The organism is Actinomadura livida (assembly GCF_014648675.1).
Classification (GTDB): Bacteria; Actinomycetota; Actinomycetes; order Streptosporangiales; family Streptosporangiaceae; genus Spirillospora; species Spirillospora livida.
In genome coordinates, this window is record NZ_BMRO01000026.1 from 40503 (window position 1) to 66358 (window position 25856).

Here is a 25856-nt window from a genome sequence, read left to right on the forward strand (position 1 = left end):
GCCGAGACGCTGGTGAACAGCGCCATGGTCAGCGGCGCCCTGATGGTCGCCGGCCTGGACCCGCGGCTGGCCGGCCTGGACGACGAGACGCTGCGCCGCCATCTCACCGCGACCGTCTTCCGCATGCTGCACGTGCGGCGGCGCGCGACGTCCTGAGCGTCCCTCAGGGGAGGCGGTACTGCGAGACGAAGTCCCAGATCACGGTGTTGGCTTCGATGTCGTAGGTCGTCCCGCCCAGGAACGGGCCGAGGAACGGGATGCCGCCGGGCCAGTTGTGGCCGCCGCCCTCGACCTGGTAGAGGATCACGGGCCCGTCGGCCGCGCAGTCCGGGTGGTCGTGGCGGACGACGGTGGTGTTGTCGTCGGGGGCGATGTCGGGCAGCCGCGTGGCGACGGCCCTGGTGCCGCAGGCGTTGTGCCGCGTCCAGAAGTCGAGCGCCGGCTGCACCGTCGAGTAGGGAACGACGAAGTCGCCGTCGCCGTGGATCATGAGGATCGGGACACGCCGTCCCGGGCTGCACGTCGCGGTGCCGGTCAGCTGGCCGGCGACGGCGGCGTAGGCGGCGAACCGGTCGTTCTCGCAGGCCATCCGGTGGGTGAAGAAGCCGCCGTTGCTCATGCCCGAGGCGTACAGGCGGCTGGGATCGGCGTTGAAGCGCTCGACGAGGATGTCCTGGAGCCGGTCGACGAAGCCGGGGTCGTCCACGTCGGCGGAGGACGCCCCGCCCGGGACGCCCGTCCAGCCGATGCCGTGGTGCTCCGGCGTGATCATGATGAAGCCGCGGGTCTGCGCGTAGTCGGCCATGCGGCCGAAGTACTCGGCGGCACCGGGCGACTCCAGCAGCCCGGGGAAGTGGAACAGCACCGGCCGCGGGGTGCCGTCGTAGTCGTCGGGCAGGCGGAGGATGGCGTTCCTGGCCTGCCCGGCGTGGGTGATGCGGATGGCGTGGTCACCCGGGTCGGGCCGCCGGTCCTCGACCGTGAACGTGACCGGCCGGGTGGCGGAGGAGCCACCGCGCCGGACCGTGCCGTTCCCCTCCCACTTCACCGTCGCCTGGCCCGGGACCGCGACCCCGCCGTTGATCTTGGCGGAGATCTCCACGTCCGCACCGGGGTCCTTGAGGGTGAAGTCGCCTTTCAGCCCGAAGAGGTTGCGGGCGATCTGGAAAGAGACGTTCGCCGTCCCGCCGTTGGCACCGGGGAGCGTGCCGGTTCCCTGGATTTTGTCGGTCTCGTACGTGGCGACGTTGTCGAGGACGGCAATGGCACCTGAGGACAGTTCTCCCGCCAGGTCGTAGGCAGGCGAACCGGCCACGGCGACCGTGACCCGGTCTTCGGCGAGCGGAGCGGCGTGAGCGGCCCCGGCGGGCACGACGCTCAGCGCCGCCCCCGCGAGGCAGGCGGCGGTAAGGCCGCGCGAGAACTGAGAAAGGCGGTGGACCACGGCAGGCCTCCTGCGAACCCGGGTCGCGCCACAGTAAGCCCCGCCCGAGCCGCCGCCAATGCCCGCAACAGAGCATCCGCCGGCCACTTTTTAGCCCACCCGCACAAACAACCCCCATAAGCCGAGGTAGATCCAGGAGTGCCGAGTTCCTCCCCGTCCGACGCCTCGACCAGAGGTTCGAGAAAACGGGGTCGGGTGCCGTTGCGGGCTTTAGGGTCGGTTGGTGGCCGACTTCGAGAGTGCTGAGCCCTGCCGTGGTTTCTGGGACGATGCCGCCCGCATCCGGCACGGCTACCTGGCCGACGTGACGACGCAGACGCTGGTGTTGAAGATCGCCGAGGAGGTCGGTGAGGTCGCCGAGGCCTACCTCGGGATGACCGGCGGGAACCCGCGCAAGGGCGTCCACAAGGACCGGTTCGACGTCCTCGACGAACTGACCGACGTGATGCTGGCCGCGGCGGCGCCCATGCTCGATCTCGCGGGCGGGACCGAGCAGGCCGAACGGCACATGGCCGGAAGGCTCGGGTTCGTGTCGGGCCGGGAGGTCGCGGACCCGCCGTCCGGCGGCTGGTACGGCTCCTTCGTCGCGCCCCATGTGCTGCTGCGGCGCGAGGACGGCAAGGTCATGATGCTGCGCCGCGCCGGCACCGGGTACCGCGACGGGTGGCTCGCCCCGCCGGCGGGACGGATCGAGCCCGGCGAGGACGTTCTCACGGCCGCCATTCGCGAGGCCGCGGAAGAGGCCGGGGTCCGGCTGCGGCGGGAGGACGCACAGTTCGTCCACGTCATGCACCGGACCGCCCGGACACTGCCCGGCCCCTGCCACGCGATCAGCGACTTCTGGTTCCGCTTCGACCACTGGGAGGGCGAGCCGCACGCCGCCGAACCGGACAAGGCGTCCGAGGCCCTGTGGATCGACCCGGCGTCCCCGCCCGACGACGTGATCCCCCACTGCGCCCTGGTCCTCGCCGCGATAACCCGCGGCGAACCCTTCACCGTCCACGGCTGGGGGTAGCCGCCCGCCCGGGTGGGCGGGCGGGGTCTGCGGTGGTTCGGGTCAGAAGGTGACGAGGGGGTCGCCTATGAAGTCGGCTATGAAGTTGAGGAAGAAGAAGCCGAAGAACAGGAAGTTCAGCAGCAGGATGACGTAGTGCCAGGGGCGGGGACGGGCCGGGCGCGGGAGTCTGCTGTTCAGGTACATGAGCATGAACGGGAAGAGCAGCGCGCCCAGGTTGGACATGTTCGCCGACCACTGCACCAGGCTGACCGGCAGCGCGAGGTGCAGGATGACGCCGATGATCACCAGTAGCAGCAGCATGAACGGGTAGTAGAAGCGCCGCGGGTCACCTTCGAGGAGGGTGCGCAGGCGGGGGCTGGTGGCGTGCGCGGCGTCGGTGGTGACGCGGACCATCGCCTCGAAGATGCCGAGCTGGGTGGTGAACAGGATCAGCACGCCCAGGATCAGCGCGATGTAGAACAGCCAGCGGCCGTACTCGGCGTCCAGGGCGCCGGCGACGAAGGTCGGCACGTTCTCCTGGGTGACCTCCTGGCCGGAGATCTCGACCGCGTGGGCCATCAGGATCGTCGGCAGCAGCATGCCGATGATCGCGCCGGCGAAGAAGACGGCCCACATGTCGGTGAGCAGCAGCCGGTACCAGCGCTTCCACAGGCCCCGGTTCTTCTCGTCGTCGGGGAACGTCACGCCGCTGGGCAGCATCTCGACGCGGCGGCCGCGCAGGCCCGCGATGAAGCCGACGCGGTGCCCCATCCCGTAGCCCTTGTCCCGGTAGTGGCCCATCACGTACCAGTTGAGGCCGGACGCCAGCGCGGTGAACCCGGCGAGCCCGCCGATCTGGGTGGCGGTGATGCCCTCCGGCGGTGCGGCGGGGGTGACGAAGCCGGTGATGCCGTCCCACCAGATGCCGAACGGCACCAGGAAGACGCACAGCACGAGCAGCGTGATCAGGATGATGCTGATCATGACCCAGTTGGCCAGTTCCAGCGTGCGGGAGACGCGGCGGGCCGCGGCGGCCATCAGGAACACCACGACCAGCAGCGCGATCGCCCAGAGCCGCGGTTCCTCGGCGTCGTCGGGCGGGAGCTCGGCGTGGACGAGGGCGTACAGCCCCTCCCCCGCGGAGGCGGCCCAGCCGCCGGCGATGAACGCGAACAGGATGAGGAACACCGAGATCGGCACCCACAGGAACCAGCCGGGCGGGACGCGTCCCCAGCCCACCACCGGCGCCTCGCCGGTCGCGACCACGTACCGCGAGCACTCGATGTTGTAGAGGGTCTGGAGGAGCGCCGAGACGAGGATGATCCAGCCGACGCCCTCGAACCCGAACTGGCCGACGGCCTGCGGGCCAAGCAGCCACTCGCCGCTGCCGATGGAGATGCCGAGCGCGATCAGGCTCGGGCCGAGCGCGTACTTGACCAGCTCCTTGGGGCCGATCCGCCGGACGCCGAAGACCTCCTCCGGGGTGGGCAGGTCGGTGACCGGCAGGTCGGGGCGGCTCACCCCCAGCGCGTACGTCCCGGTGACGGCGGCCTCCGCCGTCCCTTCCACGGGTGCCCTGCCCTGGTCTTCGGGACCCTTGCCGGTGGGTTCGGGGGTTTCGCTCATGGGGCGCCTCCCGGCGGAACATGCCCCCGACTCTTCCTCGGCTGCCTGCATGATCCGCCCGCAAGGCGGCTTCGGCAAGACCCCTCTGCGGCGGGTGCCGAGAGTTTAGGGTCCGGGGCGGTTGGAGCGGCGGGAGGCCGGTAGGTACCTCTCGTGATCGCCGGGCGGATGGGCGGGCTGCTCACGCGGATCAGGGAAGAGGCGGCGCCCTTCTACGGGCTCGCGGCCGCCCTCGGGATCGGGGCGCCGCTGCTGGCCGGTCTCGTGACCGGGCGGCTGGATCAGGCGACGCTCGCGGGGATCGGCGCCTTCCTGCTGGCCTTCACCGCGCCCACCGGCCCGTACGGGGCCCGCGCCCGGTCGCTGGGCACCTCCGTCGCGGTCATCGCGATCGGCGGTGCGCTCGGGGGGCTGCTGGCCGGTCACCGCTGGGCGGTGGTCGCGGCGATCGCGGTGATCGTCCCCGCGGCCGTGTCGCTGTCGTGGATGCGGCCGACGGCGGTGCTGGCCGTGCTGCTCACCGCGGTCCGCCCGCCGCCGGGCCATCCGCTGGAGAACATGGCGCTCATGGCCCTGGGCGGGCTGTGGCTGTCGGCGCTGCTGCTGGTTCCGTGGCCTGCCCGGCGGCTGCGTCCGCTGGGCAGGTCGCTGGGCGCCGCGGCCGACGCGATCGCCGCGCTGCTGGACTTCGTGGGCGGTGAACTCGAGAACCCCTCGCGGACGGACGAGCGGGTCTCCGCCTGGGATCACCGTCACAAGCGGGCGGTCGCGGCCCTGCGGGACGCGTCGACCACCGCCCGCCTCTACCTGAGCGGGGAAGAGGAAGACCAGCGCAGCACGCAGCCGAAGCGGCTCATCGACGCCTTCCACCGCCTGCTCTGGACGACCGTCGGCCTGCATGCGCAGATGGCGGCGCTCACCGCCCAGGGCCGCGTGCCCGAGAGCGTCCCGGGCGGGTGGCGGTCCGGCGCGGAGGAGGCGGTCGCCGGGCTGGCGGAGCGGACGCGGCTGCTGGCCGAGGCGCTGGCAAGGACCCGTCCCGGAGCGGAGCGGGGAGACCGAGCGGTGGTGCGCGCACTCCCCTCCCTGGACGTGCCCGGCCGGGACGGCAGTGCGGGAGCGGTGGAGGCGGCGATGGCCGGGCAGGTCGGCCGGTCGATCCACCGGCTCGACAGCACCCTGGACTCCGCCTGGCACATCCTGGGCGACGGGTTGCGGCTGGGTCTCCGCGCCCGTCCGCACCGGCCGAGGGTGCGGCCGGACGGGTGGGCGGCGAAGCTCGGCGGAGCGGTGCGGGGCAGGTCCGCGCTGTTCCGGCACACCGCGCGCGTCGCCGTCCTGGTGACCCTGGCGGCCTCCGTCTCCGCGGCGCTCCGCCTCCAGCACGGGCAGTGGCTGCCGGTGACGGTGCTGCTCAGCCTCCGCGACACGTTCCGGCAGACGCTCACCCGGGTGGAGCAGCGGGTCGGCGGCGGGGCCGCGGGAGCCGCGGTCGCGGCGGTCCTGCTGGCGCTGGCCCCCGGCCCGCCGCACATCGTCGCGCTCATGACGGTGTTCGCCGCCGCGGGCTTCGCCGTCCGGTCGGTGAGCTACGCGCTCTGGTCCGTGTGCAGCACACCGCTGATCATGATGCTGATGGATCTCAGCCGGCTGTCCAGCTGGGACGTGGCCCTGCAGCGCATCGCCATGGTCGCGGCGGGCGGCGCGATCGCGGTGCTGGGGGCGCGGCTGCTGTGGCCGAGGGGCGCGGCGCAGGAGGTTCCCGCCCGGATCGCCGAGCTGCTGTCGGCGGACGCGGAACTGGCCCGTGCCGCCGCGGCGGTGGCCGGCGGGCAGACGGACCGGCTGCCGCACGACCGGCTCGTCGCCGTGGCGGCGGCCATCGACGGCGCCGCGGACCTGCGCTCCCGGCTGGCGGACGAGCCGTCCCCCGATCCCGGTCGGCTCGACCGCCTGGACGCGGTCGTCCGGGCCTCCGAGCATCTGCGTGATCACCTGGTCGCGGTGGCGGGCGTGGAGCCCCTCGGCGGGGACGTCCCCGCCGCCCGCATCCTCGACCGCGCCGCCGACGGCATCGAGCGCGCCGCCGCGACCGGGGGCCGCGCGCCGGACGGCCCGGCCGGGAGCCCGCTCGACCTGGCCGGCGAGTTCGCCGCCCTGGACGAGCGGATCGCGTCGCTGACCCGCCGGGGCCGCGGGGAGGAGCTGCGCCGGCTCGCCGTGGTCCCGCACACGCTCGGCGCCCTCGTCGATGACGTCAACGAGCTGGCCGCCCCGGAAGTGGTCCTCGTCAGGTGAGTTCTCGGAGGAACGCGTGGAAGGCGATGAACACGCCGAATCCCAGGAGGAGGGTGCCGAGGACGTTGACGGCGGCCCTGCCGTACTTGCCGTCCTGGAAGAGATGGACGGTGTCGAGCTCGAAGGTGCTGAACGTGGTCAGCGCCCCGGCCAGGCCGGTGCCCATCAGGGCCTCGACGTAGGTTCCGCTGGCCGCCCCGTGGAATCCGCCCAGAACCGCGGTACCGAGCATGTTGACGCTGAACGTGCCCCAGGGGAGGGATTTGCCCGCGACCGACTTCACATAGCCGTCCAGCACATAGCGGGTAACGGCCCCCACGGCGCCGCCCGCGAGGACCAGCACCGCCACGACGAGCGTCGTCATCCCGCCTCCCGGGAGCCGTGGCGCGGGATCCGGCGGCCTAGGACCAGGCCCACGGCGATCGCGGCCCAGCCGAGCACCACGCTGGCGACCGGGTAAGCGACGCTCAGGGCCGGCCTGCCGTGGTCGCCCAGCGTGTAGACGCCGTCCATGAGGTGCGAGAACGTGGTGAAGCCGCCGAGGTAGCCGGTCACGGCCAGCGGCCGCACCCACGGGTGCGGGCGGCCGCCGAGCAGGTACGAGGTCAGCACGCCCATGGCGAGGCAGCCGAGCATGTTGACGGTGAAGGTGTTCCACGGGAACCCCGTCGCCGATGCCGGAATCGCCTGGGTCAGGCCATGCCGGGCGAGCGCGCCGAGGGCGCCGCCCATCGCGACCTCCGCGATGACCCGTGGTTTCAAGCCGGGCGGCGGCGCCTTGCCCCGGTGCGGGTGGAGCGCGACGGCCTCCGCTCGCTCGCGGTGGTGCAGGCGGCCTATCACGGCAGCGCCTGCCGCCCGCACCGGCCGACCGCCGGCACGCCCAGCAGTAGCCGGCGGACGGCGTCCCACGTCCGGTGGAACGCGGCCTCCACCTCCGGGGAGCGGTCACCGAGGATCCGGGCCCACGCTCCGCAGTCGCCTGGCAGGAGGCTCGCGCCGCCCTGCAGACCCGTACCGCTGATGGTCTCGTGCATAGCGTCGGCCACATCCTGCGCAGGCTTCGCGCTGGTGACGACATACAAGGACGCTATGAGCCCGTGGTCGCCCATGACCGCTGGGCCTTTCACGTCGTGTTCCTCTGGGACGAGCCTGATGGGATCGGCGAACAGCAGCCTGCTCTCCGCGTCCTGAACCTCCAGGTCCGCGCAGTAGGCGGTGTAGGCGTGCCTTTCGTCGCGGGCGAGTCGTCCCGCCATCAGCTTCTCCCCCAGTACCACGGTCGCGTCCGGTGCGGCGGTGACGGCCGTCCGCTGGTAGAAGCGCGAATCCCCGAACGGGATCGTGGTCTCGGGGAGGTACTCGACGTAGCTGCCGGGCGCGGCCCTCAGCTCGACGGTCTGCGTGGCGTAGTCGTGTTCCATCCGGTAGAGCCGCGTGGCGGTCTGGGTGCCGAAGTGGACGGACGTCCCGGGCCCGCAGTCGAGTTCGATCCGGTACCGGTCCCCCTGGAGGACGCCCCCGCCGGACGACATGAACATCACGTACGGCATGCCGCGCAGGCCGGCGTCCGGATACAGGGGACGGGTGATGTGCAGCGGCGCCTTCTGGAAGTGGGACGTCAGCTCGGTCCGGCCGCCGGACGCCCCGAACCCCAGCTCCAGGACCCCGACCTTGCCCGGGGACCCGACGGGCAGGGTGTCGGGCACGGCCCGGTGGCGCGACACCTCGGCGGGAAGCCACCCGGGGGCGCAGCGCTCGGGCGCCGTCCGGGCCGGGGCGGCGCCCGGCCCGGACGGCGTGTCCGGCGGGGCGGTCACGCGGGTGAGCACAACGCCTCCCGGCGTTCGAGGACGAAGTCCGCGACCTCGGTGACGCCCGTTCCGGTGAGGCAGTCGGTCAGCACGACCGGCCCCGTCCCCCGCACCATGCGCGCGTCCCGCTCCATCACCGACAGGTCGGTCCGCACGTACGGCGCGATGTCGATCTTGTTGATGACCAGCAGGTCGGAGTCGGTGGTGCCCGGCCCGCGCTTGCGGGGCATCTTCTCCCCCTCGGCGGTGTCCAGGACGAACACGTACACGTCTGCCAGCGCCGGGCTGAAGGTGAGCGTGAGGTTGTCGCCGCCGCTCTCGAACAGCAGCATGTCGATGTCGGGGAAGCGGTCGAGCAGCTCGGCCGCCGCCGCGAGGTTCATCGTGGGGTCGTCCCGGACCGCGGTGTGCGGGCACGCCCCGGTCTCGACGCCGACGACGCGCTCCGCGTCCAGCGTCCCCGCCAGCGTGCGGCGGACCTGCTCGGCGTCCTCCTGCGTGTAGATGTCGTTGGTGATGACGCCGGGGCTGCGCCCCCGGGCGATCAGGACGGGCACCAGCGCCTCGATGAGGGCGGTCTTGCCCGACCCCACCGGGCCGCCGACGCCGATCTTGTAGACCTGTTCCAGTTCCATGCTTCCTCCGGGCGTTGATCGGGTCAGGTGATGAACAGCCGGGCCTCGGCCCGCTCGTGCACGGCGGAGACCGCGTCCGCGGCCGGCAGGGTGGCGTGCAGGTCCCGCGGGTCCCGGGCGGCCAGCGCGGCACCCGCCGCCCGGACGAGGTCGGGCCGGACCTCGCGCAGCAGCGCCTGCGCCCGCCGGAAGTCGATCCGGCCGAGCCGGACCGCCGCCGCGGAGCAGCTCGCGGCGAACGCGAACAGGTCGCCCGCGACGGCGCGCTCCACGGGAACCCCCAGCCCCGCGTGCACGGCCCCGACGACGACGGCGTGGTTGCCGGGCGCCGTCCCGGCGGCGACGAGCTCCGCGAGCCGCGCCGCCGGGGCCGAGCCGAACGCGGGACCGGCCGAGTCCAGGACCTGCCGGCCGGTCCGCACCGACGCCCTGCGCTGCTCCTCGCTCAGCTTGATCGCGTGCAGCCTGCGGTCGGTCTCGGCGAGGCGGCCCCAGTCGCCCGCGGCCACCGCCCGGTGCGCCAGCGCCAGCGCCGCCGCGTCGGCGGTCCCCGCGGCCCGCACCAGGTCCGACACCAGGTCGCGCAGGTTCCCGGCGCCGACGAGGCCGAGCTGGACGTGCCCCTCAAGACCGTGCGACAGGGTGTAGAGCCCGCTCGGAAAACCCGAGTCGGTGAGCTGGAGGTGCGCCAGCAGCGATTCGAGCCCTCCGGTGTCCGGACGCGTCATGCGATGTAGTGCAGCCGGTTCAGCGGCAGGCTGCTGGCCGGCTTGATGGAGACCGGCTCACCGTCCACGGTGACCCGGTAGGTCTCCGGGTCGACCTTGACCTCCGCGACCGTCGAGTTGTACTTCATGTGCCGCTTGTCGACGGTGCGGCACTGGCGCACGGGCCGGATGAGCCGCTCCAGTTCGAGCCGCTCGGGCACCTTCTCGGCGATCGCCGCGTCCGACATGAACGTCACGCAGGTCTTCTGCAGCGCCTTGCCGAACCCCCCGTACGTCGGCCGCAGGTAGACCGGCTGCGGGGTGGGCAGCGATGCGTTCAGGTCGCCCATCTGCGCCCAGTTGATCAGCCCGCCCTTGACGACCATGAACGGCTTCGCCCCGAAGGAGCGCACCGGCCACAGCACGATGTCGGCCAGCTTGCCGTCCTCCAGCGACCCGATCTCGTCGGCCATGCCGCAGGTGCGGGCCGGGTTGATGGTGACCTTGGACATGAAGCGCAGCACGCGGTGGTTGTCGTTGCGCGAGGAGTCCTCGGGCAGCGGGCCGCGCTGGTCCTTGCAGTGGTGGGCGATCTGGAAGGCCCGGGTGACCGACTCGCCGATCCGGCCCATGGCCTGCGAGTCCGAGCTGATGATGCTGATGATGCCGAGGTCGTGGAGCACGGTCTCCGCCGCGATGGTCTCGGCGCGGACGCGGCTCTCGGCGAACGACACGTCCTCGGGGACGTCGTAGCTGAGGTGGTGGCAGACCATCGTCATGTCCAGCAGCTCGTCCACCGAGTTCACCGTGTAGGGCAGCGTCGGGTTGGTCGACGCCGGCAGCACGTTCGGCTCCGAGGTAATCTGCAGGATGTCGGGGGCGTGGCCGCCGCCGGCGCCCTCGGAGTGGTACGTGTGGATCGCCCGGCCGTTGATGGCGCTGATCGTGTCCTCCACGAACCCCGCCTCGTTCAGGGTGTCGGTGTGGATGGAGACCTGGACGTCGTGGTCGTCGGCGACGCGCAGCGCGCAGTCGATCACGGCCGGGGTCGTCCCCCAGTCCTCGTGCACCTTCAGCCCCGCCGCCCCCGCCTTCAGCTGCTCGTCCAGGGGGCCGGGCATGCTCCCGTTGCCCTTGCCGTAGACGGCGATGTTGACCGGGATGTCCTCGTACGCCTGCAGGATGCGGGAGATGTTCCACGGCCCGGGCGTGCAGGTCGTGCCGCGGGTGCCGTCGGCGGGGCCGGTGCCGCCGCCGAGGAGCGTGGTGATGCCGTTGCTGAGCGCGTGCTGCGCCTGCTGCGGGGCGATGAAGTGGACGTGCGCGTCGATCGCGCCCGCGGTGGCGATGAGGTTCTCCCCGGAGATCACCTCGGTGCCCGGTCCGATGATCAGCCGCCGGTCCACGCCGTTCTGGGTGTGCGGGTTGCCGGACTTGCCGACGCCCGCGATCCGGCCGTTCTTGATCCCGATGTCGCCTTTGACGACGCCCAGCATCGGGTCGATGATCACGGCGTTGGTGATGACCGTGTCGAGGGTCGTGGTCGCGTTCAGCGAGGCCGGGTCCGCGGACATCCCGTCCCTGGCCGTCTTGCCGCCCCCGTACTGGCACTCGTCCCCGTAGTGGCCCTCGGTGTAGTCCTTCTCCACCTCCACGACCAGGTTGGTGTCACCGAGGCGGATCCGGTCGCCGACCGTGGGCCCGTACATGCTCGCGTACTGCTCGCGCGACATCGTCGTCATCGTCGTCATCCCTTTTTCTTCGAGCGGGACGAGCCCGCGTGCGTGCGTTCCCGGCGCTTCGCGCCGCCCCGGTGACCGTTGCCGGCCCCGTCCCCCCGGCCGTCGGGCTCGTCGAGGTAGCCCAGGTCGTGCAGGCGGGTGAACGCGTCCTCCCGCGCCACCCGGGACCGGACGCTCCCGTTGAGCAGGCCGCCGAACCCGACGATGCGCATCCCGCCGCCGTACTCGACGAGGCCGACCTCCTTGGTGTCGCCCGCCTCGAAGCGGACGGCGGTGCCGGACGGGATGTCGAGCCGCATCCCGAACGCCTTCTCGCGGTCGAAGCTCAGCGCCCGGTTGACCTCGAAGAAGTGGAAATGGGAGCCGATCTGGACGGCCCGGTCCCCGGTGTTGTGCACGGTCAGCGTCTCCCTGCGCTGCCCGGCGTTCAGTTCGATCGGACCGTCCCCGAAGATGTAGACGTCATCCGCCATGAGCGGTCGCCTCCTCCAGCCTTTGTTGGGTCGTTTCAGGAAAAGCGGCATTCCGGCGGCGCTCGTGTCCTCCGCCGTGGTCGTGGGTGTCGGCATGGTCGTGGACATGCGTGTGGGTGTGGCCGTGCCCGTGGGACGCGGCCGCGGCGAGACCGTCGTCGCCGTCGCGGTCCCACCGCCGCTCCGCCTCGGCCGCGCGGTCGCGGATCAGCGCCGTGAGCGCCGCCCGCCCGAGCAGAGGCCCCGCGGCGGGGACGGTCCCGGGGAACGCCGGCGGAGGGACGAGCGACGCGGGGACCAGCGCGACCTCACCGGCCCCCAGCCGGCGGCAGCGCTCGACGCCCTCGGCCACCCCCGGCTCGCCGCCGGTGAGGGCGACCTCGACCCAGCGCACCGGCAGATAACGCCAGACCAGCCTCGCCACCTTGAACAGTTCCGCGTCCGCCTCGGGATCGGCCGCGGGCGCCACCAGCAGCACCGCGCCGTCGAACTCCCCCTCGCGCAGGACGCGCATGACCGCCGCCCGGACCCACCCGACCAGATGCGTCACGGTGCCCAGCGGCCCCGCGAGCAGCAGGTCACCGGGCGCCCGGTCGCGCGCCGCCCAGGCGAGCGTCTGCCCCGCGGCGGGCGCGAGACCGGGGTCGCGGCCCAGCGTCATCGGCACCGCGACGGCGCGCGGCCGGTCCCGCAGTGCGGTCCGCAGCTCCCGTCCGGGGCCGTGCACGCCGCCCGCGCCGGCGCTCTCATGCCCGCCGACCGGCAGCACCGCGCGGCGCCCGCCAGGGGCTGCGGTCACTTGCCGCCGCCGACGGGGTCGTGGCACGAGACCAGCTTGGTCCCGTCGTCGAACGCGGCCTCGACCTGGATGAGGCTCAGCATCCCGCGCACGCCGGGCATGACGTCGTCCGGCCCGACGACCCGCTTGCCCAGCTCCATGCAGTCGGCGACGGTCTTGCCGTCCCGCGCGGCCTCCACGATGGCTGAGCTGATCAGCGCCACCGTCTCGCCGTGGTTCAGCTTGAGCCCGCGCTCCTTGCGCTTCTGGGCCATCTCCGCGACGACGAAGATGAGCAGCTTGTCGATCTCTCGTGGTGACAGGTTCATCTGTGCTCCTCTCTGCCCGGTACCGCCGGGACGCGGGACGGCGGGCCGGCCGTCACGGGGCCCGCCGGATCCTGGAGAAAATCGGGACGGCGGCCAGGAACACCCAGGTGACCAGCACGAACGGCCAGGTCAGGGTGTGGCCGCCGACCACGTCGAACAGCACGCTGAGGCCGGCCGTCAGGCCGGCCGCGGTCGCCGCCCCGATCGCGGCGTAGACGGCTCCCGCCCGGGAGAGCAGGATGAACGTCCCGGTCAGCGCGATCCCGGTGAGGACGGCGTTGTAGCCGTACAGGCCGGCGCCGATGTCCGCGGCCTGGGCCCCGAACCACCAGCCGACCAGCAGCCCGATCAGGCTCGACACGAGCGCCGCGGCGGCGACCAGGCGGCTCGCCACCGCCAGCCCGGCCAGGAAGATCAGGCCCACGTACCACTCGTCCTGGAAGAACACCTGGCCGATCCCGCTGAACCACCCCTGCCAGAAGTCGCTCCAGCTCATCGCCGTGCCCGGGTCCGCGGCCGACGGCGGGGGGAGGTCGGGAGCCCCCGACCACACCCGCTCGAAGGCCGGCGCCCCGATCACCACCACGGTCGTGACCACGCAGAACGGCGCGGTGAAGGTGGGCAGGTCGTACGGCTTCAGCACGGTGTTCAGGGCGGAGGTGAGGACGCTGCCTGCCACCGCGGCGCCGATGACCAGGGCCGCCGTCATCCAGCTCGCGCCCAGGTAGAGGACGAGGCCGACACCGATGAGCGTCCCGTTGAACCCTTCCAGCCCCATCGAGACCCGGTCCCAGGCGACCCCGAGCACGTGGGCGGTCAGCGTGGCCGTGACGGTGCCGAGCAGGCCGAAGACGCCGAACTGCCAGCCGCCGACGAACAGCGCGATGACGAAGATGAGCCCGGTCCAGTAACTGGACTGGAAGTCGACCTGGGCCACGCCCCGCGGGATCGTGAGTGCCGCGTCCACCGGCCCCGGTGACGCCGGTGTCCGCTCCCCGGCCCGCGGGTCGTCCCCGGGCGACGATGCTGGCGCCAAGAATGCTCCCATCGGAGGTCGGGTCCACCGGCGGGCCGCCGGATCCGTCCGCGGTACGGAAGGGACACCGGCCCCGTTCCCCGGTGACCGCCGCATAAATTCTTGCGTTCCCCAACAAAGGGCCAAACCGCAAAAGATCGCGTTTGCCCGGCGAGCGGGGAGCGAAGCATAGGGGCGGGTCTTCCACCCACTTCGGTAGCACAGAATCAACCGATAGGTGCAAAATATGCCGAGCGGTCTAAATACCGGCGATTCCGCCTGGATGATGGTGAGTACCGCGATGGTGCTCCTCATGACGCCGGGGCTCGCCTATTTCTACGGCGGCATGGTCCGCTCGAAGAACATGCTGACGATGCTCTACATGAGCTTCATCAGCATCAGCCTGGTGACGGTGCTGTGGTTCCTCTACGGCTACGGGATCGCGTTCGGGAAGGACGCCGGGGGCGCCGGGCTCATCGGCTGGGGCGACTGGCGCCTCGGGAACATCACGCCGGAGGCGCTGCAGGGGCGCATCCCGGAGCAGATCTACGCCTGCTTCCAGCTGACGTTCGCCATCATCACCGTCGCGCTGATCAGCGGCTCGATCGCGGGCCGCGCCCGGTTCGGCCCATGGGTCCTCTTCGTGGTCGTGTGGGTGACGCTCGTGTACCTCCCCATCGCGCACTGGGTGTTCGCCAGTTCCGGCTGGATCAACAAGTGGGGCGTGATGGACTTCGCCGGCGGCCTGGTCGTCGAGCTGAACTCCGGCATATCGGGCCTCGCCATGGCGCTGGTGCTCGGGCCCGGAGTCGCGTTCCGGCGGAGGGAGGGCCCGCGGCCGGGCAATATCCCGTTCGTACTGCTCGGGCTCGGGCTGCTGTGGTTCGGCTGGTTCGGGTTCAACGCCGGTTCGGCGCTGACCGACGGCGCGCTCGCGACCCGCGCCTTCGTCAGCACGATGCTCGCGGGCTGCTCGGGGATGCTGACGTGGCGGCTCATCGAATGGCTGCGCTTCCGGCACCTGACCAGGCTCGGCTCGGCCTCCGGGGCGCTCGCCGGGCTCGTGGCCATCACCCCGTCGTGCGCGTTCGTCGCCGTCGAGGGCGCCCTCGTGATCGGGATCCTGGCCGCCGCGGTGTGCACGTACGCGGTGGAGCTGAAACTCGTCGCGGGCTACGACGACACGCTCGACGTCACCGGGATCCACGGCGCCGGCGGGATCGTCGGCGTCCTGGCGCTCGGGTTCCTGGCCACCGGCTGGGACGCGGGAACGGCCGGCCTGTTCTACGGCGGTCCGGCCTCGGTGCTGGGCAAGCAGTTCGTCGCCGTGGTCGCCGTCGGCCTCTACGCGTTCATCGTCACCTTCGCCATCGGCAAGATCATCGACCGCCTCTTCCGGATGCGGATGACCGACGAGGAACAGGAGCGGGGCTCGGACGCCGGCTTCGCCGAGGGGTGACCCGGGAGCGGCCGCCCGCGCCGATCCGCGGCGGTCAGGCCCATCGTCCGGCGTCGGCCCGCCGTGCGGCGTGGAGGCTGAGCAGGGCGATCAGGAGCAGCAGCGCCACGCCCGTCCACAGCGGTGCCACCACCGAGATGCCCCGGTTTAGCAGCGCACCCGCCGCCGCCCCTGCCAGCAGGGAGCCGACCGACAGGATCCGGCGCACGATCTGCGCCCTGGTCTGCGCGGAGTCGGCGACCAGCGCGGTGAGCGTGGTCGTGACCACGACCGTCCGGACATCGGGCACGTCGACGCGGCGCACGATCGCGAACTGCCACCCCATCGCCGCGGCCAGGACGGCGATCAGCACGTTCCGCTCGAACGACCCGACATGGCCGTACCTCTCCACGATCAAGGCCGCGACGACGAGCGGCCCCGTCTGGACGAGCAGCGCCACGCCCAGCAGGAGGCCGCGGTGCGTCAGCCTCGTGAAGGCCAGGCGGCCCCCGACCACGGCCCCGGCGCAGAAGAACAGGGTCGCCAGGGCCGAACCCGTCACCTCTCTGCCGCCACCGAGCCCGAACCCGAGAAAGATGATGTTGCCCGTTATATTCGCGACGAATACGCTGCCGAGCTCCATATAGCTAAAGGCGTCCACCAAACCGGTGAATATCGTCAGAAGTGCCAAAATAAGAGGCAGCGGGCCGTGGTCGCGCGCTTCGGGCATCCGAATACTGTCGCAGGCCCCGGAGCCTAATTCACCGACTGGAGCGCGGCGTTTCGGTAAGTGCCCCCTTTGCCCGAATTCGGCATTTTCCGCCTCGGCGACCGGATCGGCCGCTATGGGCACCTCGTCAGGAGGTCGGCGTGGAGGCGCTGCAGGGTGGGGTCCGGGTCCACGCCGAGCTCTCCGGCTATCCGCGTGCGGATGGTCTCGTAGCGCGCCAGGGCCTCGGCGCGGCGCCCCGACCGGCCGAGGACGATGAGCAGCCGCGCCCACAGCGACTCGCGCAGCGGGTGGCGGGCGGTCAGCTCGCTCAACTCCACGACGAGTTCCGCGTACCTGCCGGCGGCGATGTCGAGGTCGAGTCGGGATTCGAGCGCGGTGAGGTACCGCTCGACCAGCCAGGGCGCCTTCGACTCCGCGAGCCAGGGCGACGGCACGCCGTCGAACGGGCGGCCGCGCCACAGGCTCAGGGCCTCCCCGAGCCGCGCCCGTTCGGTGGCGGGGTCCCGGGCGGCGGAGACCATGCTCAGCAGCCTGAGGAACATCAGGGCGTCGACGCGTTCCGGGTCGGTGGCGAGGACGTAGCCCGCCGGCCCCGAGCAGATCGCGTCGTCGCCGAGCGCGCACCTCAGCCGCGCGATGTAGGTCTGCACGCTGCGCCGGACGTTGCGCGGCGGGTCGTCGCGCGCCCACACCACGGCGGCCAGGCTCTCGATGGACACCGCCCGGCCCGCCGACAGCGCCAGGACGGCCAGCAGCGTCCGCAGCCGGCCCGGCGTCAGCACGATGGGGATGCCGTCCACCGAGACGTCCAGCGGCCCCAGCAGCCGGACGGACAGCGTCCCCCGGCTCCGTACCCTCAGCTCAGTCGTCTCCATCATCCCGCCCCCGTGACGTGTGCGCCGGGCCCTGTCCGCTCGTGCCGGCCGAGCGGGACCCGCCGGATCAATCGAAAGCCCGTCCCGGGCGTTCCGGCAATCGGTCGGACGGATTCGTACGGGATCGGACGCCCAGGTGAGGGCCGCGCCCGGCCCGCGGGACCCGCCGGCGCGTTGATCACCATGGCCGCGGTTGTTCAGAATGAACGCCATGAGCGACGCGGAGCGGGACGGCCACCGACTGCGGACCGCCGCACCGCCCGACGCGCCGCCGGACGGGGACGCCTGCCCGTACCAAGGTCTGGCGCCGTTCGAGACCGAGCGGTCGGAGTTGTTCTTCGGACGCGTGCGGACCACCCGCGCCCTCCTCGACCGGCTGGCCCCGCGGCTGGGCGAGCGCGGATCGGTCCTGCTGGTCTCGGGCGCCTCCGGGGTGGGCAAGTCGTCGCTGCTGCGGGCGGGCCTGCTGCCCGCGCTCGCCGACGGGAGACTGCGGGTCGCCGGGTCGCGGGACTGGCCGCGCCTGCTGATCACGCCGACCGCGCGGCCGTTCGAGGCGCTGGCCGCGGCCTGGGCGCGGGAGTTCGGGGGGAGCCGCGAAGAACTCCGCCGGAGGCTGCGGGAGGAGCCGCACCGCGTCCGCGCGGAAGGCGGCCGCATGGTCCTGGTGGTCGACCAGTTCGAGGAGCTGTTCACGCTGGTCACCGACGAGGCGGAGCGCCAGGCGTTCGCCGGGGCGCTGCACGCCCTGGCGGAGGGCCCGCCCGGCGCGGCGGTCGTCATCGGCGTCCGCGCGGACTACTGGGACCGGTGCGCGGCCTACCCGCAGTTCGCCGAGGCCATCCAGGACGGCCAGGTCATCGTCGAGCCGATGGCGGAGTCCGACCTCCGGCTGGCCATCACGGGCCCCGCGGCCGCGGCGGGCCTGGAACTCGAACCGGGCCTGGTGGAGACCATCCTCGGCGAGCTGCGCGCCGACGGCGGGTTCGAGGCCGGCGCCCTGCCGCTGCTCTCGCAGGCGCTGCGCAACACCTGGGAGAGGCGCGAGGACGGCCGGCTGACCATCCGCGGCTACGAGGAGACGGGCCGGGTCCACGACTCCGTCCGGCGGACGGCCGACGCCGTCCTGGACGGCCTGCCGCCTGCGGACCGCAAGACCGCGCTCCGGCTGCACCGGCGGATGACCCTGATCACGCCGGGCGGGCGGATCGTGCGGCGCAAGGCGACGACGGCCGAGCTGAACGCCGCCGCGTCCGCGGACACGGCGGAGCGGCGGGAGCGGGTCGCGGCGCTGCTCTCCGCGTTCGCCGGCCGGCGCCTGCTCACCCTGCACGAGGACGGCGCCGAGATCGCACACGACGTCCTGCTGACGGCGTGGCCGGCGCTCCGGCAGTGGCTCGGCCCCGACCTGACCGCGCAGGCGGTCTACGACCGGCTCATCGAGGACGCCGCCGAGTGGGACGAGAACCATCGGGATCAAGCGTTCCTGTACCGGGGCGCGCGGCTGCTCGCGCTCGACGACAGCAGGCCCCGCTGGGAACGCGACCCCGCGAGCTTCCCCCCGCCCGGCCCCACCGTGACGGGCTTCGTCGCCGCGTCCACGGCGGCGGCGCGGCGGGCCGGGCGCCGCCGCCGGCTCGTCGTCTCCGGGCTGGCCGTGCTGACCGTCCTCGCCCTCGTGGCCGCCGGCGCGGCGGTCCGGGCGGCGAACCAGGCCGGCGAGCAGCGCAGGCTCGCGCTGTCGCGGCAGCTCGCGGCGCAGAGCGAGGTCGCGGGCGACCCCGCGCTCTCCGCGCTGCTGGCCGTGGCGGCGTGGCAGATCGCGCCCACCGCCGAGGCCCGGCACCGGCTGCTCGCCACGGCGGCGCGCACCGGCCGCGGGCACCTCGCCGGGCACGAGGGCTTCGTCCGGTCGCTGGCGTTCAGCCCGGACGGGCGGATGATCGCGACCGGCGGCTTCGACAGGACCGTGCGGCTGTGGGACCCCGCCGCCCGCAGGCAGCTCGGCGCCCCGATCGCCTTCAAGCCGGGCGAATGCGGCAACGACCCGCCCGTGGCGTTCAGCCCCGACGCCCGGCTGCTGGCCACGGCGTGCCTGGGCAGCGTCCGGTTCTGGGACGTGGCCACCCACCGGGAGGTGGGAGCGCCGCTGCGGAGCGAGGGTGCCGTGTCGGCCATCGCGTTCGGCCCGGACGGCACGCTGGCGGCCGGAAGCCTCTACGGGACCGTCCAGCTGTGGGACGTGAACACCCGCCGGCCGCGCGGGGACGTCATGGGCAGCATCGACCGCAAGCTCCAACACTCCGTCAACGCCGTGGCCTTCAGCCCGGACGGGACGCGCCTGGCCACCGCGAGCACGGACGACACCGCGCGGCTCTGGGACACAGCGACCTACGATCAGGTCGGTGATTCCCTGACCGGGCACGACGACAACGTCACGGACGTCTCCTTCAGCCCGGACGGCACGACCCTCGCCACTGCGAGCCTGGACGGCACCGCCCGGCTGTGGGACGTGGCCGAAGCCCGGCAGGATGGAGCAACGCTGAAGTCCGACAGCAAGGCATCGCTGTACGGAGTCGACTTCAGCCCCGACGGTACGAGGATCGTCACCGCCGGAGCCGACGGAAGCACCCGCCTCTGGGATCCCGTCAGCCGCGAGCAGGTGGGCGCCCCTCTGCGCGACACCGACTTCGCCGTCAGGGCGGTGGAGTTCAGCCCCCGCGGGGCGCTCTTCGCCGCCGCCGGCGACGACGGCGTGGTGCGACTGGGGGACTCGGCCGCGCATCAGCAGATCGGTGGGCCGATGGCAGGATCGGCCACCGTGGCGGTGAGCCCCGATGGGCGGATCCTGGCCACCGGCGGTCCGAGCGAGAGCGACCCCGCCGTCCGGTTCTGGGACGCGGCCACGCGACGTCCCGCCGGCGAGCCGCTGGAGTCCGCGGCGGGCGCCGTCTCCCTGATCCGCTTCGGTTCCGCGGGCCGCACGCTCCTGACGGCGGACTCGGACGCCGTACGGATATGGGACGTGGCGAGCCGGAAGCAGAGCGGCTCCCCCGTCTTCACAGAGAAGCCCCACGGCAGGGCGGAGCTGAGCCCGGACGGGCGGCTCCTCGCCGTCGAGCATGGCGGGTCGGTCCTGTTCCTGGACGTCGAGGCGCGCCGGGAGACGGGGCGGCGGATCCGCGTCCCCGGCCACACCGAGGGCGTCTCGGCGCTGGCGTTCAGCCCGGACGGCTCCACGTTGGCCATCGCGGGCGGAGAGCGCCGCGTGCGGCTCTTCGACGTGGCCACCGGCCGGCAGACCGGGGCGCCGCTGCCCGTCCACACCGGCGGGTTCGTCGACGACCTCGCGTTCAGCCACGACGGCCGGACGCTGGCCGTCACCGCCGACGACCAGGCGGTGCGGCTGTGGGACGTCCCGGGCCGCCGCCCCCTCGGCGCCGCGCTGACCGGCCACACCGGCGCGATCAACGCGATCGCGTTCAGCCCGGACGACACGGCGCTCGCCAGCGGCTCCGACGACGACACCGTCCGGCTGTGGGACCTGGCCACCCACCGCCAGATCGGCGCCCCGCTGACCGGCCACACCCGCGCCGTGCTCGACGTCGCCTACGCCCCCGACGGGTCGGCCGTGGCGTCGGTGAGCGGCGACGGGACCGCGAGACTATGGAATGTCGCACGCCCGGCCGATCCTGTTGGCGCGGCCTGCGCCAACGCCGGCCGCTCCCTCACCCCCGCCGAGTGGAAGAGCTATGTGCCCCACGAGGATTTCCGCCGCGTATGCGGTTGACCGCGCGCACCGACCCGGTCGGCAGGCTCCCGCCGACGGACGGGCGTGGTGACGATGCTCCTTCGAGGATTCATCCGGGGGTTCCGGAGCCGGACGGGCCGTCCCGTCCCGGAGCTGGCCGCGCTGTTCCGCTCGATCGTCACCCAGAGCCGGGACACCTACCCGATGGCGGCCGACGTCCTAGACCACTTCATGGACGGCGCCGGCGCCTCCCGGACGCTGTCGCGGCGGTGGCTGCGCTCGTTCAAGGTGATCAAGAAGGCCGAGCGGAAGAACCACCGCCGGTTCGAGAAGCAGCTCGCGCGGGAGGCGCGGCTCCTGGACGACGGCGCCTCCACCTGGCTGCGCGACCACTGGGACGCGGCGATCAACGCGTTCATCGGAACCGAGCTCTTCTACGTCAGCAGGATGAGCCTGCTGCGCTCCCAGGGCTCGTTCGTCCTTACCCGGGCGGGGGCTGAGGTCCAGGTGTCCGGCACGGTGCGGCACCACTGGTTCGACCCCTACGACTGGGACCGCGGCCGGTGGGTCTTCATCCCCCGGCACGGGTTCGTGCCCATCTCGGTGGGGCGGGAACTGGTCGAGTCCGACGAGGCGCGCAACTTCCTCATGGAGTCGCGCCACGTCCAGACGCTGACGGGCACCTGCCGGGACGGCCGCTGGCCCCGGAGGGGCCGCGCGAGGTTCGAGTGGTCGCTGGTGAAGGCGGCCCGCACGTGACCGGAGGCCGCCCGGACCGGCCCGACCCCCTGGAGGCGGACACCGTCGCCGACTTCGTCGGGTCGCTGGTCCGGCTCAGGCGGTGGGCGGGCGAGCCGCCGCTGAGCAGGCTCCGGTCGCTCGGCGGCCAGACGGTCACCCCGGACGGGGTCAAGGTCGACGCGCTGCCCAAGAGCACGACCTCGCACGTGCTGCGGCAGACCGACCGGCTCCCCCGGTGGGACTTCGTGAAGGCGTTCGTCACGGCCTGCCTCCGCTACGGCGACCATCCGGACGAGCTGATCCCCGCGGAACTGGAACGCTGGCGATCCGCCAGGACCGCCCTGGCCCCGGACGCACCGCCCCAGCGGCCCGCGGCGGAGCGGGCGCTCCTCCCGGAGCCGGGCGTGCCCGCCCCACCGGAGAGCGCCCCTGAGACCGATCCGGCCGTCGAGCTGCTCGCCCGGCGGGTCGCCCGGGAGGAGGACCGGACGCGCAAGGGCCTGCTCGGCGGCTACACCGTCGCGCAGATCTCGTTCGGGCCGGACGCCGCTGGACATGATGAGACGGCCGCGCTTGATGAGACGGCCGCGCTTGAGGAGACGGCCGCGCTTGATGAGACGGCCGCGCTTGATGAGACGGCCGCGCCCGGCGAAACGGAGGACGGCCCGCACCCGATCGACCGCTTCTTCGCCGGCCTGCCGTCGCAGCGGCTGATGGTCGTGGGCGACCCGGGCGCGGGGAAGACCGTCCTCGCGATCGAGCTGGTGCTGCGGCTGGTGGAGCCCATCGTGGCGGCGGACGGCCGCCCCGGCGGCCGGCCGATGGTCCCCGTGCTCCTGGACGCGGCCCGCTGGCGGCTGGGCAGCCCGTTCGAGACCTGGCTGGCCGAACGGCTGGTGCACGAGTACGGGCTCACGGCCGAGGACGCCACGCGGCTGGTGCGCGACCGCCGGGTCCTGCCGGTGGTCGACGGCCTGGACGAACTGGACCCCGACCCGTCCCCCGGCCCGCCGCGCCGGGCGATCGGCCTGCTGGCCGAGCTGAACCTCTACAGCGACCTTTCCGGACGCCGTCCGGGGCCGGTCGTGGTGACCTGCCGCTCGGACCGGCACCGGGAGCTGGCCGCCGCACGGGCCGGGCTCGACGACGCCACGCGGATCCACCTCCGCGACCTGACCCGCGACCAGATCAACGCGTACCTGCACGCACGCTGGCCGGACGGCGATCCGTGCGAGGCGCACCGCGACGCCGTCCTCGCGGCGCTGGACGGACCGCCGGGGACGGCCGTGCAGATCGCCCTCGCGACCCCGTGGCGGCTGCTGCTGCTCGCGACCGCGGTGGAGTCCGGCGCCGACCCGCGCGAGCTGCTCCGCGCCGAGCCCGGCGACGGCACCGGCGAGGCCGCCGCCGCGATCGCCCGGCGGCTCCTGGACGCCTACGTCCCCGCCGCGACCCGGCTCGCGCCGCGCACCGCCCACGGGGCGCCGTACCGCCCCGAGCAGGTGCGGTCGTGGCTGGAGAACCTGGCCGGGCATCTGCGCTGGCAGGCGGACTGCGCCGCCGGGACGAAGCGTCCGGTGCCGGGGCTGACGGGGATCGACATCGTCCCCCATCTGCTGTGGCCGCTCGGCGGGCGGCGCCGGGTCCTGGCGCTGCACGCCCTGTGCGGCGCGGCCCTCGCCACCCTCGCCATGCTGGCGTTCTGGACGGGCTCTGCCGTCGACCGCCCCGGCAGCCTGCGGGACGGGCCCGACGTCGGGGCATGGCTCACGCTCGCGCTCATGGTCTCCTGGGTGGACATCGCCACCGGCCTGTCGCTCTCACCGTGGCCGACCGCCACCGGCGGGCGGAGCGACGTCCCGCTCAGGCGGCGCCTGATGGGCGGTCTCGTCGGCGTCCTGGCGGCCGGGCCGGTCGGCGTGCTCGGCGGGCTGGCCGGGTTCCTGCTGACGAGGGGCGAGGTCTTCGGTCCCGTCTTCGCCGTCGCCGCGGGCGCGGCCGGGGGCGCGGCGCTCGGCGCGGTGATCGGGGTGACCGCCGCCGGGCGGCAGGGCACCGAGCGGGTGACGGTGTCCGAGGCGGTCCGGGCCGAGCCGGTGACGCTGCTCGGCTTCGGCCTGTGCGGGGCGCTGACCGGCCTGCCGCCGCTGCGGCTCGCCGGCGCTGGGCCGCTCCCCCTGGTGGCGGGGGTCGCGGGGGCCTTCGCGCTGGCCTTCGCGCTCGGCGTCGTCTTCAAGATCGCCACCGGTGGCTGGAGCAAGGAGACGGAACTGGCGCACCCGCGCGAGGCCCTCCACCGCAACCCCACGCTCGGCGTCGCGTTCGGCCTCACTGGCGGGGTCGCCGCGTTCCTCGTGTTCGTCCAGAACCAGGACGTCCGGGTGTCGCTGGCGTGCGCGCTCGCCGGCGGGGTGGCCTTCGGCCTGGCGTTCGGCGCGGTCGCGTGGTGCCGCACCATGCTCGGCCTGATCGTGGCGGCCGCGCGCGGCCTGCTCCCGCTCCGGCTGTGGACGTTCCTCGACTGGGCGTGCGAGGCGCGGCTGCTGCGCGTCAGCGGCGCCACCTACCAGTTCCGCCATCGCGAGCTCCAGGAGTACCTCACCCCGCCCGGCCCGCACCGCCGCGCACCCGGCGGCCGCTGAGCCGCGTTCGTGCACCGCCCGGCCCACCCGTCCACGCGCGCCTCCGTTTACGGGTGGGCCGGGGGCGCGGTCACATGGCGGCCGCGGGGGTTCGAGCCGGTGGAAGCCGCCGGCGTGGAAGACCAGCGGCGCGACGTCCGGCGTCACGTCCAGGTCGTGGACGCGGAAGATCACGATGTCGTGGTCTCCGGCCGGGACGTGCCGTTCGACGCCGCACTCGTACCAGGCCGCGGCGCCGGGGATGAGCACGCCGCCGTTCGCGGTCGAGCGCCACGGGACGCCGGCGAAGCGGTCTCCCGTCCGGGCGCCCAGCCGGCGCCCGGCGGCCTCCTGGTGCGCGCCCAGCACGCTGATGCCGATGCGCGGCACCGTGCGCAGCCGCGGCCAGGTCGTGGACGAGTGCGCCACGCACACCGACACCAGCGGCGGGTCCAGGGACACCGGGACGAACGAGCTGGCGGCGATGCCGACCGGCTCGCCGGCCACCAGCCCGGCGACGACGGCGACCCCGGTCGGGTACGCGCCGTAGACGCGGCGGAGATCGAGTTCCAGCATCGTCATGGCGGTGCCTCAGCCCGTGGCCCGCAGGTGCGGGACCTGGCCGCGGCGGCGGAGCTCGGGCAGGACGCCCTCCCCGAACCAGTACGCCTCCTCGATGTGCGGGTAGCCGGAGAGGATGAACTCCTCGATGCCGAGCGCGGCGTACTCCTCGATCCGGTCGGCGACCTCGGTGTGGCTGCCGACCAGGGCGGTGCCGGCGCCGCCGCGGACGAGGCCGACCCCGGCCCACAGGTTGGGGTGGATCTCCAGGTCGCGGACGCCCGTGCCCTGGCCGTCCCGGTAGCGCTGGTGCAGGGTGCGCATCCGCTGCTGGCCGACCGACTCGCTGGCGGCGAGGGCCTGCTGCGCCTGGGCGACGGCGGCGGGGTCGAGGCCGTCCAGCAGCCGTGCCGCCTCGGCCCACGCCTGCTCGGACGTGTCGCGGCTGAGCGTGTGCAGCCGGATGCCGAACCGCACGCCGCGGCCCTCCCGCCCCGCCAGCTCGCGGACGTGGGCGATCTTGGCGGCGACCTGGCCGGGCGGCTCGCCCCAGGTCAGGTAGACGTCGGCGTGCCGGGCGGCGACCGGCCCGGCGGCGCCGGACGAGCCGCCGAAGTAGATCCGCGGGACGGGGTCGGGCGCCTGCCGCACGGTGGCGCCCTCCACCCGGTAGTGCTCGCCGGTGAAGTCGAACGGCTCGCCGCCCCAGACGCCCCGCACCACCGACAGGAACTCGTCGGTGCGGGCGTACCGCTCGTCGTGGTCGAGGTGGTCGCCGAAGCGGCGCTGCTCGACGGCCTCGCCGCCGGTGACGACGTTGAGCGCGAGCCGCCCGCCGGAGAGGCGCTGGTAGGTCGCGGCCATCTGGGCGGCGAGCGTCGGGGACAGCAGGCCGGGCCGGAAGGCGACCAGGAACTTCAGCCGCCGGGTCTCGCGGAGGAGCGCCGCGGTCACGAGCCAGGCGTCCTCGCACCAGGTGCCCGTGGGGGTGAGGACGGCCTCGAACCCGAGCTGCTCGGCGGTGCGCGCGACCTGGGCGAGGTAGTCGATGCCGGGTTCGCGGAAACGGTCGGCGGTGCCGGCGTCCTCGGCGGGGAGCGCCACGCCCTTGGGCACGCTGTGCCCGCCGCCGACGAGGGACCGGCCGTCGCCGGTGGTGGGCAGGAACCAGTGGAATCGCAGCGTCATCGTGTCACCGGGCTTCCCGGAGGATGCTCCGGTGTTCAGGCCGGGGAGGAATCCGGTCCCCCGCGCAGCGGGTCAGGGAAAGCCGGTCCG

21 protein-coding genes and 1 pseudogene are annotated in these 25856 nt (G+C 73.4%); 6 read left to right on the forward strand and 16 right to left on the reverse strand.

The genetic code is table 11. The features are described from left to right. Nucleotides 1-163: 163 nt before the first annotated feature. Nucleotides 164-1444: a CE1 family esterase gene (locus IEZ03_RS36120; RefSeq protein ID WP_184889622.1), complete on the reverse strand. Its 1281-nt coding sequence runs from the start codon at nucleotides 1442-1444 to the stop codon at nucleotides 164-166. A gap of 223 nt (nucleotides 1445-1667) precedes the next feature. Here IEZ03_RS36120 and IEZ03_RS36125 point away from each other — a divergent pair, with 223 nt between their 5' ends. Then, the gene (locus tag IEZ03_RS36125; RefSeq protein ID WP_184889623.1) at nucleotides 1668-2459 is read left to right on the forward strand and encodes an NUDIX domain-containing protein; all 792 of its coding nucleotides are present in this window, start codon (nucleotides 1668-1670) and stop codon (nucleotides 2457-2459) included. Between the two features lie 42 nt (nucleotides 2460-2501). Here the strand turns inward: IEZ03_RS36125 and IEZ03_RS36130 are convergent, their stop codons facing one another. Beyond that, nucleotides 2502-4067: an Nramp family divalent metal transporter gene (locus IEZ03_RS36130; protein WP_184889624.1), complete on the reverse strand. Its 1566-nt coding sequence runs from the start codon at nucleotides 4065-4067 to the stop codon at nucleotides 2502-2504. 153 nt (nucleotides 4068-4220) lie between these two features. On the opposite strand from IEZ03_RS36130, the gene IEZ03_RS36135 reads away from it, so the two are divergent. Next, on the forward strand, nucleotides 4221-6365 hold the full coding sequence (locus tag IEZ03_RS36135) for an FUSC family protein (RefSeq protein ID WP_184889625.1): 2145 nt from the start codon (nucleotides 4221-4223) through the stop codon (nucleotides 6363-6365). Here IEZ03_RS36135 and IEZ03_RS36140 read toward each other — a convergent pair. Genes IEZ03_RS36140 through IEZ03_RS36185 form a run of 10 tightly spaced genes read right to left on the reverse strand, consistent with a single transcriptional unit; the run spans nucleotide 6358 to nucleotide 13879 of the window. Next, complete coding sequence (locus tag IEZ03_RS36140) at nucleotides 6358-6729, reverse strand: fluoride efflux transporter FluC (RefSeq protein ID WP_184889626.1); 372 nt, start codon at nucleotides 6727-6729, stop codon at nucleotides 6358-6360. The genes IEZ03_RS36135 and IEZ03_RS36140 overlap by 8 nt on opposite strands. Next, entirely contained in the window at nucleotides 6726-7208 is a 483-nt protein-coding gene (locus IEZ03_RS36145) for a fluoride efflux transporter FluC (RefSeq protein ID WP_221480920.1), read from the reverse strand. Before IEZ03_RS36145 ends, IEZ03_RS36140 begins: the two co-directional genes overlap by 4 nt. After that, on the reverse strand, nucleotides 7205-8185 hold the full coding sequence (locus tag IEZ03_RS36150) for an urease accessory protein UreD (RefSeq protein ID WP_184889628.1): 981 nt from the start codon (nucleotides 8183-8185) through the stop codon (nucleotides 7205-7207). Before IEZ03_RS36150 ends, IEZ03_RS36145 begins: the two co-directional genes overlap by 4 nt. Next, nucleotides 8182-8814 (reverse strand): urease accessory protein UreG, encoded by a 633-nt coding sequence (gene ureG, locus IEZ03_RS36155; protein WP_184889630.1) that lies wholly within the window; start codon nucleotides 8812-8814, stop codon nucleotides 8182-8184. The genes IEZ03_RS36150 and ureG overlap by 4 nt, the downstream gene beginning before the upstream one ends. A 23-nt stretch (nucleotides 8815-8837) precedes the next feature. After that, the gene (locus IEZ03_RS36160; protein ID WP_184889631.1) at nucleotides 8838-9542 is read right to left on the reverse strand and encodes an urease accessory protein UreF; all 705 of its coding nucleotides are present in this window, start codon (nucleotides 9540-9542) and stop codon (nucleotides 8838-8840) included. Next, nucleotides 9539-11263, reverse strand: coding sequence for an urease subunit alpha (gene ureC / locus IEZ03_RS36165; protein ID WP_184889632.1), 1725 nt, complete (start codon nucleotides 11261-11263; stop codon nucleotides 9539-9541). Before ureC ends, IEZ03_RS36160 begins: the two co-directional genes overlap by 4 nt. A 5-nt stretch (nucleotides 11264-11268) precedes the next feature. Then, entirely contained in the window at nucleotides 11269-11736 is a 468-nt protein-coding gene (ureB, locus tag IEZ03_RS38980) for an urease subunit beta (RefSeq protein ID WP_221480921.1), read from the reverse strand. Continuing rightward, complete coding sequence (locus IEZ03_RS36175) at nucleotides 11726-12535, reverse strand: CbiX/SirB N-terminal domain-containing protein (protein WP_184889634.1); 810 nt, start codon at nucleotides 12533-12535, stop codon at nucleotides 11726-11728. Before IEZ03_RS36175 ends, ureB begins: the two co-directional genes overlap by 11 nt. Then, on the reverse strand, nucleotides 12532-12843 hold the full coding sequence (locus tag IEZ03_RS36180) for an urease subunit gamma (RefSeq protein ID WP_184889636.1): 312 nt from the start codon (nucleotides 12841-12843) through the stop codon (nucleotides 12532-12534). Before IEZ03_RS36180 ends, IEZ03_RS36175 begins: the two co-directional genes overlap by 4 nt. Nucleotides 12844-12895: 52 nt before the next feature. Then, entirely contained in the window at nucleotides 12896-13879 is a 984-nt protein-coding gene (locus IEZ03_RS36185; protein WP_229808799.1) for an urea transporter, read from the reverse strand. A gap of 262 nt (nucleotides 13880-14141) precedes the next feature. Between IEZ03_RS36185 and IEZ03_RS36190 the strand changes: the two genes are divergently transcribed. Further along, complete coding sequence (locus IEZ03_RS36190; RefSeq protein ID WP_246487595.1) at nucleotides 14142-15317, forward strand: ammonium transporter; 1176 nt, start codon at nucleotides 14142-14144, stop codon at nucleotides 15315-15317. Nucleotides 15318-15351: 34 nt separating this feature from the next. Here the strand turns inward: IEZ03_RS36190 and IEZ03_RS36195 are convergent, their stop codons facing one another. Both IEZ03_RS36195 and IEZ03_RS36200 read right to left on the reverse strand, forming a co-directional pair. Beyond that, nucleotides 15352-16026 carry a YoaK family protein gene (locus IEZ03_RS36195; protein ID WP_184889644.1) on the reverse strand — a complete coding sequence of 225 codons (675 nt, stop codon included), beginning with the start codon at nucleotides 16024-16026 and terminating at the stop codon, nucleotides 15352-15354. Between the two features lie 113 nt (nucleotides 16027-16139). Next, the gene (locus IEZ03_RS36200; RefSeq protein WP_184889646.1) at nucleotides 16140-16907 is read right to left on the reverse strand and encodes an AfsR/SARP family transcriptional regulator; all 768 of its coding nucleotides are present in this window, start codon (nucleotides 16905-16907) and stop codon (nucleotides 16140-16142) included. 208 nt (nucleotides 16908-17115) lie between these two features. Between IEZ03_RS36200 and IEZ03_RS36205 the strand changes: the two genes are divergently transcribed. The 3 genes from IEZ03_RS36205 to IEZ03_RS36215 are packed head-to-tail and all read left to right on the forward strand — an operon-like array spanning nucleotide 17116 to nucleotide 24038. After that, nucleotides 17116-20694 (forward strand): nSTAND1 domain-containing NTPase, encoded by a 3579-nt coding sequence (locus IEZ03_RS36205; RefSeq protein ID WP_184889648.1) that lies wholly within the window; start codon nucleotides 17116-17118, stop codon nucleotides 20692-20694. Between the two features lie 48 nt (nucleotides 20695-20742). Further along, entirely contained in the window at nucleotides 20743-21414 is a 672-nt protein-coding gene (locus tag IEZ03_RS36210) for a hypothetical protein (protein ID WP_184889650.1), read from the forward strand. After that, nucleotides 21411-24038 (forward strand): NACHT domain-containing protein, encoded by a 2628-nt coding sequence (locus IEZ03_RS36215; RefSeq protein ID WP_184889652.1) that lies wholly within the window; start codon nucleotides 21411-21413, stop codon nucleotides 24036-24038. The genes IEZ03_RS36210 and IEZ03_RS36215 overlap by 4 nt, the downstream gene beginning before the upstream one ends. Nucleotides 24039-24191: 153 nt before the next feature. Here IEZ03_RS36215 and IEZ03_RS38935 read toward each other — a convergent pair. Then, nucleotides 24192-24599: pseudogene (locus tag IEZ03_RS38935) on the reverse strand (flavin reductase family protein); the annotation flags it as partial. Nucleotides 24600-24608: 9 nt separating this feature from the next. After that, nucleotides 24609-25766 carry an LLM class flavin-dependent oxidoreductase gene (locus tag IEZ03_RS36225; protein WP_184889654.1) on the reverse strand — a complete coding sequence of 386 codons (1158 nt, stop codon included), beginning with the start codon at nucleotides 25764-25766 and terminating at the stop codon, nucleotides 24609-24611. Nucleotides 25767-25856 lie beyond the last annotated feature (90 nt).